This window comes from Streptomyces sp. NPDC002306, assembly GCF_053593435.1.
In genome coordinates this window covers 542,735-560,856 of sequence record NZ_JBSFCK010000003.1, presented here as the reverse complement: position 1 = coordinate 560,856, position 18,122 = coordinate 542,735, and the positions used below count along the sequence as shown (strand labels likewise).

At 69.6% G+C, this 18,122-nt stretch carries 14 protein-coding genes and 1 other RNA gene; 13 read left to right on the top strand and 2 right to left on the bottom strand.

The window, feature by feature from the left end:
- The first annotated feature begins 118 nt into the window (after positions 1 to 118).
- The 3 genes from ACWCQK_RS10110 to ACWCQK_RS10100 all read left to right on the top strand — a co-directional run bounded on the left by ACWCQK_RS10110 (position 119) and on the right by ACWCQK_RS10100 (position 3,616).
- Positions 119 to 1,360: a serine/threonine-protein kinase gene (locus ACWCQK_RS10110; protein ID WP_451153841.1), complete on the top strand. Its 1,242-nt coding sequence runs from the start codon at positions 119 to 121 to the stop codon at positions 1,358 to 1,360.
- A 61-nt stretch (positions 1,361 to 1,421) separates the two neighbouring features.
- On the top strand, positions 1,422 to 2,525 hold the full coding sequence (gene prfB / locus ACWCQK_RS10105) for a peptide chain release factor 2 (RefSeq protein WP_451153839.1): 1,104 nt from the start codon (positions 1,422 to 1,424) through the stop codon (positions 2,523 to 2,525).
- 305 nt (positions 2,526 to 2,830) lie between these two features.
- Positions 2,831 to 3,616 (top strand): hypothetical protein, encoded by a 786-nt coding sequence (locus tag ACWCQK_RS10100; protein ID WP_451153837.1) that lies wholly within the window; start codon positions 2,831 to 2,833, stop codon positions 3,614 to 3,616.
- 101 nt (positions 3,617 to 3,717) lie between these two features.
- Here the strand turns inward: ACWCQK_RS10100 and ACWCQK_RS10095 are convergent, their stop codons facing one another.
- Complete coding sequence (locus ACWCQK_RS10095) at positions 3,718 to 3,909, bottom strand: hypothetical protein (protein WP_451153835.1); 192 nt, start codon at positions 3,907 to 3,909, stop codon at positions 3,718 to 3,720.
- Positions 3,910 to 4,174: 265 nt separating this feature from the next.
- Between ACWCQK_RS10095 and ftsE the strand changes: the two genes are divergently transcribed.
- The 5 genes from ftsE to ssrA all read left to right on the top strand — a co-directional run bounded on the left by ftsE (position 4,175) and on the right by ssrA (position 8,168).
- The gene (gene ftsE / locus ACWCQK_RS10090) at positions 4,175 to 4,864 is read left to right on the top strand and encodes a cell division ATP-binding protein FtsE (RefSeq protein WP_451153833.1); all 690 of its coding nucleotides are present in this window, start codon (positions 4,175 to 4,177) and stop codon (positions 4,862 to 4,864) included.
- Between the two features lie 34 nt (positions 4,865 to 4,898).
- A complete protein-coding gene (gene ftsX, locus ACWCQK_RS10085; RefSeq protein WP_451153831.1) occupies positions 4,899 to 5,819 on the top strand; it encodes a permease-like cell division protein FtsX in 921 nt (306 codons plus the stop codon).
- Between the two features lie 67 nt (positions 5,820 to 5,886).
- Positions 5,887 to 7,065, top strand: a complete 1,179-nt coding sequence (locus ACWCQK_RS10080) for a S41 family peptidase (protein WP_451153829.1) — start codon at positions 5,887 to 5,889, stop codon at positions 7,063 to 7,065.
- A gap of 68 nt (positions 7,066 to 7,133) precedes the next feature.
- Entirely contained in the window at positions 7,134 to 7,676 is a 543-nt protein-coding gene (smpB, locus tag ACWCQK_RS10075; RefSeq protein ID WP_451153827.1) for an SsrA-binding protein SmpB, read from the top strand.
- A gap of 103 nt (positions 7,677 to 7,779) precedes the next feature.
- Positions 7,780 to 8,168, top strand: a transfer-messenger RNA (tmRNA) gene (gene ssrA, locus ACWCQK_RS10070).
- A 96-nt stretch (positions 8,169 to 8,264) separates the two neighbouring features.
- Here the strand turns inward: ssrA and ACWCQK_RS10065 are convergent.
- On the bottom strand, positions 8,265 to 8,726 hold the full coding sequence (locus ACWCQK_RS10065; RefSeq protein ID WP_451153825.1) for an ATP-binding protein: 462 nt from the start codon (positions 8,724 to 8,726) through the stop codon (positions 8,265 to 8,267).
- A 145-nt stretch (positions 8,727 to 8,871) separates the two neighbouring features.
- On the opposite strand from ACWCQK_RS10065, the gene ACWCQK_RS10060 reads away from it, so the two are divergent.
- The 5 genes from ACWCQK_RS10060 to ACWCQK_RS10040 all read left to right on the top strand — a co-directional run bounded on the left by ACWCQK_RS10060 (position 8,872) and on the right by ACWCQK_RS10040 (position 17,831).
- Positions 8,872 to 9,603, top strand: coding sequence for a Scr1 family TA system antitoxin-like transcriptional regulator (locus ACWCQK_RS10060; RefSeq protein WP_451153823.1), 732 nt, complete (start codon positions 8,872 to 8,874; stop codon positions 9,601 to 9,603).
- 82 nt (positions 9,604 to 9,685) lie between these two features.
- On the top strand, positions 9,686 to 9,877 hold the full coding sequence (locus ACWCQK_RS10055) for a DUF397 domain-containing protein (RefSeq protein ID WP_451153821.1): 192 nt from the start codon (positions 9,686 to 9,688) through the stop codon (positions 9,875 to 9,877).
- 243 nt (positions 9,878 to 10,120) lie between these two features.
- Positions 10,121 to 11,038: a hypothetical protein gene (locus ACWCQK_RS10050; RefSeq protein WP_451153819.1), complete on the top strand. Its 918-nt coding sequence runs from the start codon at positions 10,121 to 10,123 to the stop codon at positions 11,036 to 11,038.
- Positions 11,039 to 11,674: 636 nt separating this feature from the next.
- Entirely contained in the window at positions 11,675 to 16,396 is a 4,722-nt protein-coding gene (locus tag ACWCQK_RS10045) for a ricin-type beta-trefoil lectin domain protein (RefSeq protein WP_451153946.1), read from the top strand.
- 202 nt (positions 16,397 to 16,598) lie between these two features.
- Entirely contained in the window at positions 16,599 to 17,831 is a 1,233-nt protein-coding gene (locus ACWCQK_RS10040; protein ID WP_451153817.1) for a hypothetical protein, read from the top strand.
- The last annotated feature ends 291 nt before the right edge of the window (positions 17,832 to 18,122 follow it).

Genomic DNA, 18,122 nt, shown 5'->3' with positions numbered 1-18,122 from the left:
CACCTGATCGCCAGCTTGGTGACTTGTCGACATCCGGTGGGTGATTTCCGCCCCGGCGGTGAAGGTTGGCTCTCCGGACGCGTAGTTTTGGCGACAACACGCGTCCGTAGGAGCAGCCTTGGCACGGAAGATCGGCAGCCGGTACGCCGCCCACCAGATCCTGGGGCGCGGCAGCGCCGGCACGGTGTGGCTGGGTGAGGGGCCCGAGGGGCCCGTCGCCATCAAGCTGCTGCGCGAGGACCTCGCGTCCGACGAGGAGCTCGTGGGCCGCTTCGTACAGGAGCGCACGGCGCTGCTGGGGCTCGAGCACCCGCACGTGGTCTCGGTGCGGGATCTCGTCGTCGACGGCAACGACCTGGCGCTGGTCATGGATCTCGTCCGCGGTACGGATCTGCGCACCCGCCTGGACCGCGAGCGACGGCTCGCGCCCGAGGCGGCGGTGGCGATCGTGGCGGACATCGCGGAAGGCCTGGCGGCGGCGCACGCGGCCGGGGTCGTGCACCGGGACGTCAAGCCGGAGAACGTCCTGCTGGACATGCAGGGCCCGCTCGGTCCGGGCGGCGCCCACCCGGCGCTGCTGACGGACTTCGGGGTCGCGAAGCTGATCGACTCGCCCAAGCGGACCCGCGCCACGAAGATCATCGGAACGCCGGACTACCTGGCGCCGGAGATCGTGGAGGGGCTGCCGCCGCGGGCCGCGGTGGACATCTACGCGCTCGCGACCGTGCTGTACGAGCTGCTCGCCGGCTTCACGCCCTTCGGTGGCGGGCATCCGGGCGCCGTGCTGCGGCGGCACGTGACGGAGACCGTGGTGCCGCTGCCGGGCATCCCCGACGAGCTGTGGCAGCTGATGGTGCAGTGCCTCGCGAAGGCGCCGGCGTCGCGGCTGCGGGCCTCGGAGCTGGCGGCGCGGCTGCGGGAGCAGCTGCCGACGCTGGCCGGGATGCCGCCGCTGGACGTGGACGAGCCGGACGTGGAGCCCGGGGAGGACATGGCGGACGAGGCGGAGGAGCCCGCCGCGCCCGTCCGGGACCGGGGGGTGCGGCGGGGCGCCGTACCGCTGGTGCCGGGTGCCAAGCCGGACTCCAACCGGGACACGCACACGTCGATGCGGGTGCCCGGTCCCGACGAGCTGGCCGGCGGGGCGCGGGGCACCGCGCGGGCACCGCGGGCCGCGGGAGCGCCTCGGCCCGGGTCCGCGCGGCACCGGGCGTCGGCGCGGCGGCGCCGGGTGACGCTGGGAGTGGCCGCGGTGCTGCTGCTGGCCGCGGTGGGCGCCGGGACGTGGTGGGCGACGGCGGGGGACGACGCGGGGGCGACACCGCAGGACACGAAGCACTCGGCACCGTCGGCCCCGTGACCTGGCACCGGCCTCCGTCGCCCCGGCGCTCGCCGCTTGGCGGAGCCGTTACGCTGGATGCGTGGCAGTCGTCGATGTATCCGAAGAGCTCAAGTCCCTCTCCTCGACCATGGAGTCGATCGAGGCCGTTCTGGACCTCGACAAGCTGAGGGCAGACGTCGCCGTGCTCGAGGAGCAGGCGGCCGCCCCGTCGCTGTGGGACAACCCGGACGAGGCGCAGAAGATCACCAGCAAGCTCTCCCACCTCCAGGCCGAGGTCAGGAAGGCGGAGGCGCTGCGTGGGCGGATCGACGATCTCTCCGTGCTGTTCGAGATGGCCGAGGAGGAGGACGACCCGGACACCCGCTCCGAGGCCGAGTCCGAGCTCGCCGCGGTCAAGAAGGCGCTGGACGAGATGGAGGTCCGCACGCTTCTCTCCGGCGAGTACGACTCCCGCGAGGCGCTCGTCAACATCCGCGCCGAGGCCGGTGGCGTCGACGCCGCCGACTTCGCCGAGAAGCTCCAGCGGATGTACCTGCGGTGGGCGGAGCAGAAGGGCTACAAGACCGAGATCTACGAGACCTCGTACGCCGAGGAGGCCGGCATCAAGTCGACCACCTTCGCCGTGCAGGTGCCGTACGCCTACGGCACCCTCTCGGTCGAGCAGGGCACGCACCGTCTCGTCCGTATCTCCCCCTTCGACAACCAGGGGCGGCGGCAGACCTCCTTCGCGGGCGTGGAGATCCTGCCCGTCGTCGAGCAGACCGACCACATCGAGATCGACGAGTCCGAGCTGCGGGTGGACGTGTACCGGTCCTCCGGCCCCGGCGGCCAGGGCGTCAACACGACCGACTCCGCGGTCCGGCTGACGCACCTCCCCACCGGCATCGTCGTCTCCTGCCAGAACGAGCGGTCGCAGATCCAGAACAAGGCGACCGCCATGAACGTCCTCCAGGCGAAGCTGCTGGAGCGAAAGCGCCAGGAGGAGCGGGCCAGGATGGACGCCCTCAAGGACGGCGGCAGTTCCTGGGGCAACCAGATGCGTTCGTACGTCCTGCACCCGTACCAGATGGTCAAGGACCTGCGCACCGAGCACGAAGTCGGCAACCCCGAGGCCGTGTTCAACGGTGAGATCGACGGCTTCCTGGAGGCCGGGATTCGCTGGCGCAAGCAGCAGGAGAAGTAGCCGACGAGGAGACTTGTCGACAAGGCAACTGCCGCCCGAGTGGCGGCAGTTGCCTTTCTCGTCCCCGGAAGTCTGGGCTTTACGTCACACTCACACCTTCGCGGTCAGGCAAAGGCCCCGTAGCCGGACATCGCGTACGCAACGGCCTTGACGTTGCTTTGAAAAGTGGGAAGGGTAAAGCGCGGCATGCGTATCCATGGGGCGCATGTGAACCGGGGGCGCCGCACAGTCGCACAGCTGCCCCCGTCGATCACCGCCCCGGACGCGGCCCTCACTGACGATCGGCTACTGGGGGTAGCAAACAGATGACCAAGAAGACGCGCATCCGCGTCGCGCGGATAGCCGCCGGCGCCGTGATCGCCGCCGGTGCCTCGCTGACGGCGGCGGGCGCCGCCTCGGCGCTCGACATCGGTGTGTCCGTGACCGTCGACGGCGACGACTCGGGCGGCACCTCGGAAGGCACCACCGAGGGTGCCTCGGTCGGTGTGACCGAGGGCACGTCCACGGGCACCTCTGCGGGTACCTCGGAGGGCACCTCGACGGGTACGTCCGAGGGCACGTCCACCGGTACCTCGGAGGGCACGTCCGAGGGCACCTCGACCGGCACGTCCGAGGGCACGTCCACGGGTACGTCCGAGGGCACGTCCACCGGTACCTCGGAGGGCACGTCCGAGGGCACCTCGACCGGTACTTCGACGGGCACGTCCACCGGTACCTCGACGGGTACGTCCGAGGGCACCTCGACCGGTACCTCGACCGGCACGTCCACGGGTACCTCCGCGGGCACCACCGACGGCGGTACGGGCACCGGTGGCTCCGACTCCACCGGCGGTTCCAGCGGCACCGGCGGCAACAACGCCGACCCCGACGGCGGCGGCAACGACAACTCCGCGCAGGAGGAGGGCTCCTCCGCCCTCACCGACACCTCGGAGTCCAACACCGCCGCCCAGGGCAGCGGTGACGAGCTGGCCGAGACCGGTGCCGCGCAGACCACGTTCCTGCTGCTCGGTGCCGCCACGATGATCGCCGGCGGCGTCGGCTTCCGGGTGCTGCCGCGCCTCATGAGCGGCCGCGGCGGCGCGACTGCCTGACGGTAGCCGTTCGCGCACGTGACGTACTCGCACACGCGCAGGGAAAAGGGCCCGGAGCGAAGCCATCGCCTCGGGCCCTTCTTCGTGCGTTCGCCGCGCCTCTACGCGGTCTGGTGCGCGAGCAGTGCCACCGCCGCGATCAGCACCGCCAGCAGAGCGATCAGTGCCATCGGGTTGAGGCCTGTGATGAAGTTCTCCTGCTGCAGCCGCTCACGGTTGGCGCGGCAGACGGGGCATCGGCCCTCGTTCACGGGCGCCGCGCAGTTCGCGCACACCAGCCGGTCGTACGTCATGCGCTCGCCCTCCTTGCACCGGTTTCACGTCTACAACGCTCGGGGAAGCGGGAACGTTCCCACTTCCACTCTGCCAGGTTCCGTGGATTTCGGCGCGGTCCGCCTTATCCTGCCCTGCCATCGCGCCGGGCAGTCACCGTTTTCCGGCCGGAAAGCACCGTACAAAACCGCACAACCCACGCGCATCCCTGGTCGGCGCCTGCGCTTGCGTACCCGGGTCGCGTATGGTCACGCTCATCTACCCCCGGCGACCCGTGGTGCATCCGTGATCCGATTCGACAACGTCTCCAAGGTCTACCCCAAGCAGACCCGCCCCGCGCTCAGGGATGTCTCCCTCGAAGTGGAGAAGGGTGAGTTCGTGTTCCTCGTGGGATCCTCCGGCTCCGGAAAGTCCACTTTCCTGCGCCTGGTCCTCCGCGAGGAGCGGTGCAGCCAAGGCCAGGTGCACGTCCTGGGCAAGGATCTCGCACGTCTTTCCAACTGGAAGGTGCCGCAGATGCGCCGCCAGCTGGGGACGGTGTTCCAGGACTTCCGGCTGCTGCCCAACAAGACGGTCGCCGAGAACGTGGCCTTCGCGCAGGAGGTCATCGGCAAGTCCCGCGGCGAGATCCGCAAGTCCGTGCCGCAGGTGCTCGACCTGGTCGGGCTCGGCGGCAAGGAGGAGCGCATGCCGGGCGAGCTGTCCGGCGGTGAGCAGCAGCGCGTCGCCATCGCGCGCGCCTTCGTGAACCGTCCCAAGCTGCTGATCGCCGACGAGCCCACCGGCAACCTCGACCCGCAGACCTCGGTCGGCATCATGAAACTGCTCGACCGGATCAACAGAACCGGGACGACCGTCGTGATGGCGACGCACGACCAGAACATCGTGGACCAGATGCGCAAGCGCGTCATCGAGCTGGAGAAGGGCCGCCTCGTCCGCGACCAGGCACGCGGCGTCTACGGCTACCAGCACTGACCGCACCGTCCACCGAAAGGCACAACCAGACGCCATGCGCGCCCAGTTCGTTCTGTCGGAGATCGGTGTCGGTCTCCGCCGCAATCTGACGATGACCTTCGCGGTGATCGTCTCCGTCGCCCTGTCACTCGCCCTGTTCGGCGGGTCGCTCCTCATGAGCGACCAGGTGACCACCATGAAGGGCTATTGGTACGACAAGGTCAACGTCTCGGTCTTCCTCTGCAACAAGAGCGACGCCGAGTCCGACCCCAACTGCGCCAAGGGTGCTATCACCTCGGACCAGAAGAAGCAGGTTCTCGCCGACCTGGACAAGATGACCTCGGTCGTCCAGAAGGTCACCTACGAGTCCCAGGACGAGGCGTACAAGCACTACAAGGAGCAGTTCGGCGACTCCCCGCTGGCCAGCTCCCTCACGCCGGACCAGATGCAGGAGTCGTACCGGATCAAGCTGAAGGACCCGGAGAAGTACAAGGTCATCGCGACCGCCTTCGACGGCCGGGACGGCGTGCAGTCCGTGCAGGACCAGAAGGGCATCCTGGACAACCTGTTCGGCCTGCTCAACGGCATGAACTGGGCCGCGCGGGCGGTGATGGCGCTGATGCTCGTCGTCGCGCTGATGCTGATCGTCAACACCGTGCGCGTCTCGGCGTTCAGCCGACGGCGTGAGACGGGGATCATGCGGCTCGTCGGCGCCTCCGGCTTCTACATCCAGGCGCCGTTCATCATGGAGGCCGCGGTCGCCGGACTCATCGGCGGCGGAGTCGCCTGCGCATTCCTGGTGGTCGCCCGCTACTTCATCATCGATCACGGTCTGGACCTGTCCCACAAGCTGAATCTGATCAACTTCATCGGCTGGGACGCGGTGCTGACCAAGCTGCCGCTCATCCTCGCGACGAGCCTGCTGATGCCCGCGCTGGCCGCGTTCTTCGCGCTGCGCAAGTACCTGAAGGTGTGACGCACGCCAAAAGGGCCGTACGGGCAACCGTCCGTACGGCCCTTCGCGTTGTCCTAGACTCACCGCCATGTCAGGTAGTGACCGGTTCTGTCAGCCCCGCCGCATCCGCCGCGGGGCCGCCCTGACATTGGTGTTCGCGAGCATCCTCGCCGCCGGTGCGGCCACGGGCTCCTTCCCCGACCCCGACGCCAAGGACGGCTCCGGTCCGTCCCGTTCGGCCGACCGGGCCGAGCCCGCCGGCCACCACGAGGACGTCGCCAGGGCGGCCGCCGAGGCGATGGCCGACGGCAAGTCCCCCATGGAGGCCGCAGAGCGCGCGGTCAGCCGCAGCGGGGACCGTTGGGCCGCGGTCTACTCGCAAGGGGAGTACGAGGAGTTCGAGGCGGCCCTCGACGGCCAGTACACCGGCGTCGGCCTGTGGGCGCGGCGCGAGCGGGACGGCCGTATCGAGGTGACCAAGGTGGCCTCCGGATCGCCCGCGGCCACCGCCGGGATCCGCGAGGGGGACCGGCTGCGCAGCGTCGACGGCGCGAAGGTCGACGGGCGGCCCGTCACCGAGGTCGTCTCCTTACTGCGCGGGGACGCCACCGAGGCGGCCGCCGGCACGGCGGTCACCCTCGGTCTGGAGCGCGGCACGCACGCGTGGACCCGGACCCTGCGCCGGGCGACGCTGTCCACCGACTCCGTGACCGTGCAGAAACTCGCCGGCGGGGTCACCGTCATCCGGGTCGCCGCGTTCACCAAGGGGGTCGGCGACGACGTGCGCACCGCCGTACGGCAGGCCCCGGCCGGCGCCGGGATCATCCTCGACCTGCGCGGCAACTCCGGCGGGCTGGTCGGCGAGGCCGTCACCGCCGCGTCCGCCTTCCTCGACGGCGGCCTGGTCGCCACGTACGACGTGGACGGCGCCCAGCGCGTCCTGCACGCCGATCCCGGCGGGGACACCTCCAGACCTCTGGTCACGCTCGTCGACGGCGGCACGATGAGCGCGGCCGAACTGCTCACCGGGGCGCTCAAGGACCGGGGCCGGGCGGTCGTGGTGGGGAGCAGGACCTTCGGCAAGGGCTCGGTCCAGATGCCGAGCAGGCTGCCCGACGGCTCCGTCGCGGAGCTGACCGTCGGGCACTACCGGACCCCGTCGGGCCGTGGCGTCGACGGGGCGGGGATCACCCCCGACCTGGAGGCGGACGACGCGGCGCTGGCGCGGGCGGTGACCGTGCTGAGCGGCCTGGGCGACACCTCCTGAGCCGGTCGGAATCGACTTTCCCTCACACCCCTGTGTGGTGCGAAAATGTCAGCACTATGTCCAAGGGAATGTACGTACCGAAAGAGTCCCAGCAGAAGCAGCAGGGGACGGCCGCCAAGTCCAGGGACGGCGAGAAGGGCGGCAAGCGCAAGATCGTCGCGCAGAACAAGAAGGCGCGCCACGACTACGCGATCATCGACACCTACGAGGCCGGCATCGTCCTGTCCGGCACCGAGGTGAAGTCGCTGCGTCAGGGGCGGGCCTCGCTCGTCGACGGCTTCGTGCAGATCGACGGGCACGAGGCGTGGCTGCACAACGCCCACATCCCCGAGTACAGCCAGGGGACGTGGACCAACCACTCCGTGCGCCGCAAGCGGAAGCTGCTGCTGCACCGCGAGGAGATCGACAAGCTGGAGTCGAAGTCGCAGGAGACGGGCCACACGATCGTGCCCCTCGCGCTGTACTTCAAGGACGGCCGGGCCAAGGCCGAGATCGCCCTCGCGCGCGGCAAGAAGGAGTACGACAAGCGGCAGACGCTGCGTGAGCAGCAGGACCGCCGGGAGTCGGACCGCGCGATCGCGTCCGCCAAGCGCAAGCAGCGGGGCGCGTAGCGGGCGGAATACGGTGGCATCCGCACGTGGTGTTCACGTAGGATGGCACTGCACCTCACAGCGGGTGCGCGCCCCCTCCCCGGAGGGATTGAAAAAACAACATGGGGATGATCGGTTTCGACAGCGGATGTTGAAGCAGGGGAAGCGTGTCGAGGAAGCGACAATGATCTCGTTAACCATATGTCGCAACCAATAATCGCCACTTCCAAGAGCGATTCCCAGTCCTTCGCCCTCGCTGCCTAATAAGCAGTGAGTGAAGGACCCTTAATGGGTGTCAGCCCGGGGGCGTTCCCGACCCGGACCCTGGCATAATCTAGGGAACTAAACCGTCCGGCCCGGTCACGGGGTCGGATGGGAAATCAAACAGTGGCTGGGCCCGTCGGCGACTTGTTCGCGTGATCACCGGGGCCGAGAAAATCACAGCGAACTGCACACGGAGAAGCCCTGTTTTTGCACCGTTGGACGCGGGTTCGATTCCCGCCATCTCCACTCATCCCATGTTTCGCACACAACAAAGGCCCGGCCGCTTTCGAGCGGCGGGGCCTTTGTCGTGTGGGCCCCTTTGCCACGCTGGGACGGGGGCGGCCGTCAGGGCACCCGCAACTCGAACCAGACCGTCTTGCCGACACCCCCGACACGGCTCTCCGCGCCCCAGCCGTCCGCCAGCGCGGCCACCAGACCGAGTCCCCGCCCGGACTCGTCCTCCGGCAGGGCTTCCCGGGGCGCCGGCAGCGTGTCGTTCGCGTCCGTCACCCAGACGCGGAGGCGGCCGGCGGTCAGGAGACGGCCGGTGTCCAGGAGACGGTCGATGTCCAGGAGACAGCCGGCCCGGATCTCGCGGCTCGGGGAGACGCGGGCGTGGCGGTACGCGTTCGTCATCAGCTCGCTGAGCAGGAGGACCGCCGTTTCGGTCACCTCCTCGGGGAGTTTCCAGGACACGGTCTGTTCACGGAGAAGACTTCGGCCCCTGCCCACGCTGCGGGCGTGCCGGGGGAAGTGCCACTCGATTTGCTGGGGGGCGGTGGCCGGACCGCCGTGGGATGTCGGCATACGTGCTTGATTCCTTTGTTTCCTTGCGTGTGGTTCTCCGTCGATCGGTGGGATCAGGCCGGCGGCCGGTGCGTAGCCTCGAAAGTGGCGGAGCGAGTACACCGCGCGGTTGTACACGGAGTGTCGACGGGAAGCGGGTGGACGCGTGGCTTCCGGGGAGTCCCAGCAGGCGCAGCAGAACTGGCGGTACTGCGGCGGCCAGGTCAGGTTGTGGCGGGAGGAGGCGGGGGTCGCCCGTCAGGCGCTGGCGGCCGAGGCGGGCTACGACATCGAGTACGTCAAGTCGATGGAGTGCGGGAGGCGACGGCCGACGCTGCGGTTGTTGCAGGTGGCGGATCAGTTGTGCGGGGCGCGGGGGAAGTTGGTGGCCGCGCATGAGTACCTGAAGCCGGAGCCGTATCCCGCACGGTCGCAGGAGTACATGGCTATCGAGGCCGAGGCGATCGCCGTGCACGACTACTCGCTCGCACTGATTCCCGGCCTGTTGCAGACCAAGGAGTACGCGCACGCGCTGATCGGCGAGAGCTGTCCGCCGTTGGACGACGAGACGGTGGAAGAGCGGGTCCGAGCGCGGCTGGCCAGGCAGGAGGCGCTGGCGAGGCGTACCAAGACGGTGTACGGCTTTGTCATCTACGAGGCCGCGTTGCGGACGGAGGTCGGCGGGCGGGCGGTCATGCGGCGGCAACTGCTCCATCTGCTGAAGGTCGGTGCGCGGCGCAACGTGTCCGTCCAGGTTCTGTGTTTCGGCAAGGGCGGTGGCCTCGCGCTCAACGGTTCCTTCATCCTGATGGAGACCGCGAGCACGAACCATTCGCCTATGTCGAGGGCCCGGAGACGAGCGTGCTCCATGCGGACGCGGACAGAGTCAGTGACTTGACACAAGTGCATGGCATGATCCGCACGCAGGCGCTCGGAGTTGAGGATTCGGCAGCGTTCATCGGGAAGAAGGCTGAGGAGCTATGAGTGAACCGTTGACCTGGTTCAAGTCGAGCTACAGCGACTCCCAGGGCGGAGCGTGCCTCGAAATCGCCCCCTCCCCCCACGCGATCCACGTCCGGGACTCGAAGCTCGGGGCTCGGGGTCCGCGCCTCGATCTTCCGGCGGATGTCTGGACCGTCTTCGTCGCGTACGCCGTCGCCCGCGAGGTCTGAGCCCCGGGCTTCGGGTCGCGGGATTCGAGCTTCTCTTTCAAGGAACGGGTGGGAAGAACCAACCCCCCTCCCGCCCCTCCCCGCGTCGCAACTGCCGCGCACACCTGCGGACATGACTATTTGTGATCGTGTTGCGACACACCGTCGCGACCCTCTAACGTTCGCGGCAACAAACAACCCCGGCCGGGTGTTAGCAGCACCCGCCGGGGTCTCGCCCCAAGATCAGAACCTTTGGAGTATCTCGTGGCGTACGAAAACTCTAGCGCTGCCCTGCTCGTACCCGCAGCGCATCCCATGGCCAAACCCGGCTACGGCAAGCGCTCCGTCCCGGACCAGCCGCCGCCTCGGCCCGCCGACTTCGGCCATCTCCCCGCCCGTGAGGCGTACCTCGCGAGCCTGCTCGACCGGCTCTGCGAGAACGCGGCCATGGACGCCAAGACCATCGCCAAGACGCAGCCCCTGTACGGCCAGCAGGCCGTGCGCTCCGCGTTCAACGAGCTCGGCAGGGCCGGGCACCTGCGTCGGGTGCGCCGTCGCGCGGAACCCGGGGACGGGCCCGCGACCGGTGCGCGGTGGGTCTTCCACACGTACTGGTCGCGTACCGCACGGGACAGCGAATGGTGGACCAGGTTCCTCGAAGGTGACGCCCGGCGCGCCGCCGCCCCGGAGACCGGCTCCGGTGACGTACCGCCGCGGCCGTCCGAGGACGCGCCGGGTCCCTCGGTCGCCTCCGTCACCCTCGCCCGACTCGGCCTGCGCGAACCGCGCTTGGCGCTGTCCGCCGCGGACTGCGCCGCGCTGGAGCAGTCGGCCGCCGAGTGGCTGGAGCGTGGGGTGACGCCCGAGCATCTGACACAGGTCCTCGTCGCCGCGCTCCCCGACCACGTGTACTCGCCCCGCGCCTTCGTCCGGCGCAGACTCGTCGACAAGATGCCTCCCGGGCGCGTCGCCGACGAGCCCCGCGCGCCTCGCCTGTTGATGGAGTGCACCGACTGTGGTGTGCCCGGCCGGCCGGAGGCCCTGCCGGAAGGCCTGTGCCGGGCCTGTCGCGTGGGTGGGGGAAACGGCGCGTCCCGAACACCGGCCCCGATGGGGCCAGGGACTGTGCACGCGCGGGCCGAGCGGGTGCGGGCCTCGATCCGATTGCCCCAACGGCTCTGAGGCTCCCCCCCAAAGTGACTGCTCCCCCCAGCACTTGATCTGAATCGGTCGGATTTGCTCCCGCATCGAAGTCGCAGCGGTCCCACTCTTCACAGGGAGCACACATATTGACTACTGTTCGGTAGCACCCTTGGTAACAGGTCATGGCCCGCGCGGACTTCGTCCCGTGCTCCCGTGCCGCGGCCGAGGGAGCCGCGCGCCTAACGGAAGCGACCACTTCCGCGGCCGCGTACGTCAATCAGCGACCGGGGGAACACCGTCGCTACGGGGAGAGGTACATCGTCATGCCGCGACTGCTGACGCATTCGTTCGCACCGACGCATCCGCATCCACGCCGTACGGAGTCCTGACCGTCTCCACGGCACTTCGCCTCGTCGACCGGGCTCCGGCCTGCCCTCTTCACGAAGAACGGATGCTTCCTTGCGTTCCAGTCCATGGTTCCGCGCGCCGTCGAGGCGAAAATCCCGGTTCCTCAACCGACTTGTGCCGCCCGTCCTGGCGCTCGCCGTGCTCGCCACGGTCGCCGCCCAGCCGGATCTGCCCACCCACCACGCCACCGACTTCAGCCCCGTGGCCGACAGCTACGACGGCTTCGACGCGAAGGCCGCCGAGCAGCTCCGCCAGGACCAGTGCCTGATGCACGACGTGCTGCGCATGGGCGGGCCGGCCATGTACAGCATCGCGCAAGGGGCTCTCGATCAGACCCCGGAGCAGCTCCGTACGGTCGCCAACCGGCAGTACTGGACCGACACTCCGCTGAGTGTCGCGTTCGAGAAGGACCGCGACGACATCGAGAAGATCGATCTGAGCGTTCGGCCCCACGAGTGGCGGAAGTCCCTGGAGCAGCTTTCCGCGCCGGGAAATTTCAAGTCCATCGCGGACTTCTTCGACCCTCCGGGCTACGGTAACGGTGGCCCGGACGTCTTCAACCAAGTTGGTATCAGCCCCTGGTTGGGCACGCAGTGGGGCCGGAGCGAGGGTGACTTCTACGAGGACCCCACCCCGCGGGCCGATGACGTCACGGTGAAGGCGGTCAGGGATCTCGGCACCCCGTTGTACGGCGCCGACCCGGACCCGGACCTGTCCGGCAAGGACTGGCAGCGGGATTACGCCGAACACCAGTCCTGGGACAGCCTGGTCAACTGGTCGATGGAGCCGACCGCTGCCGACAACGCCCGCATCTTCCTCTCCTCCGGCGGCTTCCCGCGCACCGCGCCCTCCCCGGGCAGTGTCGAGTACCGCATAGCCGTGGAGGACCTGAAGTCACGGTTCGCGTCCTGCGCGTGGCGTACCCCGGTCGACCCGAACAAGGTGCTCGGCCAAGAGGTCGCCGCAGCGTCCGCGGAGTGGCAGCAGGAGATCGCCGCGCAGGGCACCCAGCGCAACCAGATCCTCAACGCCAACCGTGACGCCGTCAAGGCGCTGGCCGCCGGTGCCACGGGGCTGGGCGAGATGCTGGGCCAGTCGTGGATCGCCGATCATCTGACCCGCTGGCAGGACTACTGGTCCGCGGGCGGCCCCGGCTGGATCGGCGACAGCCCCATGGTCGTGCACGCGCACGGCGCCACAGACAAGTGCCTCGAGGCGCAGGGCGCCAAGACGGCCAACGGCACGCCGGTGCAGATCTACACATGCAACGGTACGGTCGCCCAGCAGTGGCAGATCAGCGGCGATGCCCTGGTCAACGTCAATTCCGGCAAGTGCCTGGACGTGAAGGGCAACGGTGCCGCGAACGGGACCGTGCTGCAACTGCTGACGTGCAACAACCAGAGTGCCTCGCAGAAGTGGGAGTACAACACCCACGCCACGACGCGTCTGTACAACCCGGGCACGGCCAACTGCCTGGACCTGGCGACGTACGACAACGGCCGTGACGGGCGGATGTGGGACTGCAAGGGCACCGACCCGCAGAAGTTCGACTTCGCCCCGTCGGGTCACAACGGCACCGGGAAGCTCGACTACCCGACGAAGGCGCAGTTCGACAAGGCGAAGAAGGGCGTCGCCGACGCGCAGACGGCGGCGAAGAAGCAGCTGGATCTGATCAAGGCGCAGACCGTCGCGGCGCAGAAGTCGGCCACGGCCACGGACACCGCCACGAAGGCCGCCAACGCGATCGCCGACACGGCCGGTGCCCCGCGGGGGCGCGGTCTGCTGGTGGGGCAGCAGAAGGCGCAGGTCACGAAGGCGTCTGCGGCCGCGCTGGAGGCGCTGTCGAAGGCCGGTGACACCGCGTACGCGGCGACGAAGGCCGCGGCCGGGGACAGCGCGACCATCGCGGCGCGGGCGCTGACGCAGGCCGCGCAGTCGAAGGCGGCGTTCCGTACGGCCGCCGCGCAGGAGGCCAACGCGCAGGCGAAGGCCGCCGCGGACGCGGCCGCCGTACAGGCGCAGACCGCGAAGGCGGCGCGTGACACGGCGAAGGCCAAGCTCGCGGAGACGCAGAAGGCCGAGGCGGACGCCAAGGCGGCGGCCGCGACCGCGCACGCCAAGCGGCTGTCGGCGGAGGCCGAGGAGGCGACGGCGAAGGCGGAGAAGGAGACCGCCGCGGCCAAGCAGGCCGAGGCCGCCCAGCACCGGTCCAACGCCGAGGGCTACGCCAGGACCGCCACCGAGGCCAAGGGCCGGGCGGAGGGCGCCGAGTCGACCGCCCGCACCAAGCGCCAGGACGCCGAGGGCGCGCGCGATCGCGCGAAGGGCAAGCGGGACGACGCGTGGGACGCCGAGAGCAAGGCGAACGCGGCGCGCGCGAAGGCGGACGCGAAGGACGCCTACGCCGAGGCGCACGACGCGTCCGACGACGCGGTGGAGTCGCGGGCCGCCGCGGACGACGCGGACAAGGCCGCGGACGACGCGGAGGCGGCGGCGGGTTCGGCCCGCTCCGAGGCGAACGCGGCCACCCAGGCGGCGGCCGACGCCGACGCGGCGGCGACGCGCGCCGAGGCTGCGGCCGAGCGGGCCCGCTCCGACTCGGACGCGGCGCAGGCGGCCAAGCTGAAGGCGGACGCCGCCGTACGCACCGCGACCAGCGCGGCAGCGGACGCGATCAAGGCGTCCCAGGCCGCCGCGAGCGCGGCGCGGACCGCGGTGGAATTGGCGGACGAGGCGGAGAAGCATGCCGCCGACGCCAAGAAGCAGGCGGACGCGGCGAAGGCGGAGGCCGTGAAGGCGGTCGCCGGTGCGGCGGATGCGGCGGGGCACGCGTACACGACCGCGCAGGCGGCTGAGGACGCGGGTGCGTCGGCGAAGCAGGTGGCGGCGCCGGCGAACGACGCGATCCAGCTCGGTTCGCCCTATGTGGACACGGACTCGGCCGCCGGCCTCGTCGTGCTGACGGGCCAGTCCTCGAAGTCGATCGCCGAGCAGCAGCAGGCGGTCGCGGAGGCGCACGCGGCGAACGCGCAGAAGAACGCGGAGCAGGCGGCGAGCCTGGCGGCCGCGGCGACCGGTGACGCGAAGGCCGCGTACACCATCGCCGCCGAGGCGGCCGGTCACGCGGCGGACGCCCGCAAGTCGGCCAAGGAGGCGCTGGGTTACGCGGCCGAGGCCGCCAAGTACGCCTCCGACGCGCAGCTGTCGCTGGCCCGCACCATCGACTACGACCAGCAGGCCACCGAGGACGCGGCGGCGGCCGACCGGGCCGCGGGCCGTGCCGAGGGCTACGCGACGGACGCCCGTTCCTCCGCCGACCAGGCGGCCCTGGACGCCTCGGCCGCCCGCGCGGCGGCCGCCGAGGCCGAGCAGGCCGCCACCGACGCCCGCGCGGCGGCCACCCGCGCCGACGCGGAGGCCACCGCGGCGGAGGAAGCCGCGAAGGACGCCCAGAAATACGCGGACTCCGCCCAGCAGGCAGCCGACCAGGCCGAACGCAACGACGCCAACAAGCAGGTCCAGACGGGCGCCGGAACCGGCATCGGCGGTGTCTTCTACGTCATCGAGAAGATGACGGACGCGGCACCGGGCAAGCAGCTCAACCCGTGCGACTACACGTTGCAGGGCTGCACGGTGACGTACGAACTGCACCTCGACGTCACCGTCAGCTACTACTTCTGCGAGAACCCGGACGTCCCCGCCACCCAGTCCGGCTGCCCGCCGGAGGACACGGTCTTCCTCAAGACGGAGGTGCTGAAGAACCAGAAGCAGGAGTGGACCCACCACTTCACCGCAGGCGACATCACCCGGCTCGGCTGGCAGGCCCTCTTCGGTGACACGGTCGGCGCGGTCCTGTACGAGGTCGTGCTGGGCGACGCGGTCCGCTGCTACCACGGCGACGCGGCCGGCTGCGCCTGGTTCGCGTCCAACTTCATCCCGGGCAAGGTCTACGAGAAGGCCGCCGAGGCGCTCCGCGGGCTTGACGCCGCGATGAAGACCGGGGTCGGGGTCGCGGACGCGTTGAAGGCGCTGAAGGCGCTGGACGGCATCGACCCCCGCACGCTCGCCCAGATCGAGCGGAGTGTGAAGGTCTACGAGGACGCGGTGACGCTCTGTCGACGGAACAGCTTCCCCAGTGGTACCGAGGTGCTGTTGGCGGACGGCACCCGCAAGCCGATACGTGACATCCGTGAGGGCGACCTGCTCCTGGCCGCCGATCCGGACACCGGCCGGCTGCGTCCGGAACCGGTGACGGACACGTTCCGCCACGGCACGGAGCGCCTGACGGAGATCGGTGTGGCCGATGGCGTGGTCACCAGCACCCGCGGTCACCGCTTCTTCGTCGCCGACCGCGGCTGGACCACCGTCTCCGACCTCCGGTTGGGCGACAGGTTGCGCACTCCGGACGGGACGCTGAGCACCGTCACCGCGCTCACGGACCGTCCAGGCCGCGCGGAGGTCTACGACCTGACGGTCGACAACCTGCACACCTTCTTCGTGCGCACCCACGGGCGGGCGCCTCAGGACATCCTCGTCCACAACTGTTTGAAGATCATCGAGGATGAGGGCACGTCCGGAGCCCACACCCTGCGTGACCACGTCACGCCCGACGACGCAAGCATGGCCGCGAAGGCCGAGAGCACCACGGGCGGCATCGCCACCAGGTGGGCGAGCCAGGAGGTCGCAGCGAAGGCGGTCAACGATGCGTTCCAGCAGTGGATCGCGCGCAACCCCAGGGGACTGGACGGGTGGCTGAGCCGCATGCGGGACAAGTTCGGCAGGAACGGCGACCGCGGATTCTTCAACCCCCGGACCGATCTGAAGGAGATCACGTGGACTCTCAGGGACGCGAAGGATCTCGGATTCAAGTGGGTGAAAAACGGTCCGCAGAAGGTCGACGCCGGAAATAAGGTGGTCATCCAACTGAAGTACGTCGGTCGCGGCCATCCGCTGGGCTACGTCGTGTACACGACGTTCCTGGCTGGCTGAGCACACCCGCAACGTCTCTCCGACCGTGCCGGGGCCGATCTGCCTACCGTCCCCGGCGCGACGGGCGGGGCGAGAAGCGTCGTCTGCTTCCGCCCCGCCCGCCCCAACGCCCCACGAGGAACGCATGCCTGAACTGCGGGAAGTACGCTATTGGAGATTCGAGGAGGACTTCGGAATCAGTCTCCTGCTCACAACGCCCGGGGTGGATCCGGCATCGGTGGTGGCGGGCGGCGACGCCGACGACGCCCGTGCTCTCCGGGACGACGCCTGCCTGCTGCTGGACTCACGGCTTCCGGCCGAGGCCCTTCGCACGGTGTGGCTCGCCGCCACGGCCGGCCGCGAGGATCCTGGGGCGGACATCCGTGACCTTCTTCGTCGGATCGTCGAATTGTGCGAAGCCCGGATCGCGCGCGAAGCCTCCGAGTTCCTCGCCCGCGACTGGCTCCCCGACACCACGGCGGCCACGGTGACGGTGGACGAAGGAGCGATGCGGGACGCCGTGTGCGTCGAAGTCCGAGCTCTTGCGGCGCAGCTCACGGGGCCGGACGTCGTGTCCGCGTTGGAACACGTCGCCCTCGAGGTGGATGCCGATCTCGGGTTTCGGCTGTTCCTGCGCGTCGTGAAAGCGACAGCGGTGCGCATCGCCCTGGAGCAGTGCGACCGATATCAGAAGATCGGTGAGATGTTCGGATACCCGGGATGTCTGGTGTACGACGGACTCGACGTGTGCTGGCCCCGTTTCGACGACGTTACGCTGCGGCGACGCTTCGAGTGGGACTTCGGGTTCTCCTTCCTCGTCGGGCGGTTCCACGGCGATCTGTGGCAGCACTCCCACACGGTCGACGAAGGCATCCGCGGGGCAGCTGCCGACTACGCGGGTCTCGTACCGGGTACGACGGCGTACGCCCTGCTGGAGGACACGCTTCGGCTGTCCCGTTCGCCGATGTCCGACGACGCCCTCACCGCGCTGTGGCAGGGGGCTACGGCCTTTGGCTTCAATCCGCAGGACGAGGGCGCCGGACCGCGACAGTGGCTGGACCGGATCTCGGAGATGTGCGCCGAACGCCTGCGGGAGATCGACCCCGAATTCCTGATCGGCACCCCGGTCCCGACGGCCTCGGAGCGGCTGGAGCCCGTCCTGCGCGAACTGCGTGAGATCGCTCCGTCCCTGACCCGGGCGGTGCACGACAGCCCCTGGTTCGGTGCCGACGACAGTCCTTGGTTCTCATTCTCCGGCACGGTGGTCCCCTCGCTCACACAGGTTGTCACCGAGGTCGATCCCGACCTGGCTTTCCGCTTGTTGCTCAGGTTCGTCAGCGTCTACTCCGTACCGGTGAGCGATGAGCAGTACGCCCGTTACACGACACTCGGCGACCAGTTCGGATACGGCAGGAGCCACGTCGCCGAACTCGCCGATCCCCACGAAAGACAGTGACCCCTCTGCCGACGGCCTGGATCTGCGCCTTCTCCTTCCCGATGACTGACAGGCCAGGGCGCCACGCGCGGCGCCGTGCGGGCTTCGCCATGAGAAGTCGCACTGCCCGGACGTCCTGAAAGACCAGAAAGGCGGGGCACGCCGTGAGGGCGATCCCGCTGTCACGGTGTGGGCGGGGGCCGGCCCGGAGCGGCTGGAGCGGCTCCACGACACGCTCAGTGCCGATGAACACGTGGGCCTGGTGAGCGCCGTCCAGGAGGCTGCCTCGGGCACCTGAGCAGACGCCTGAGG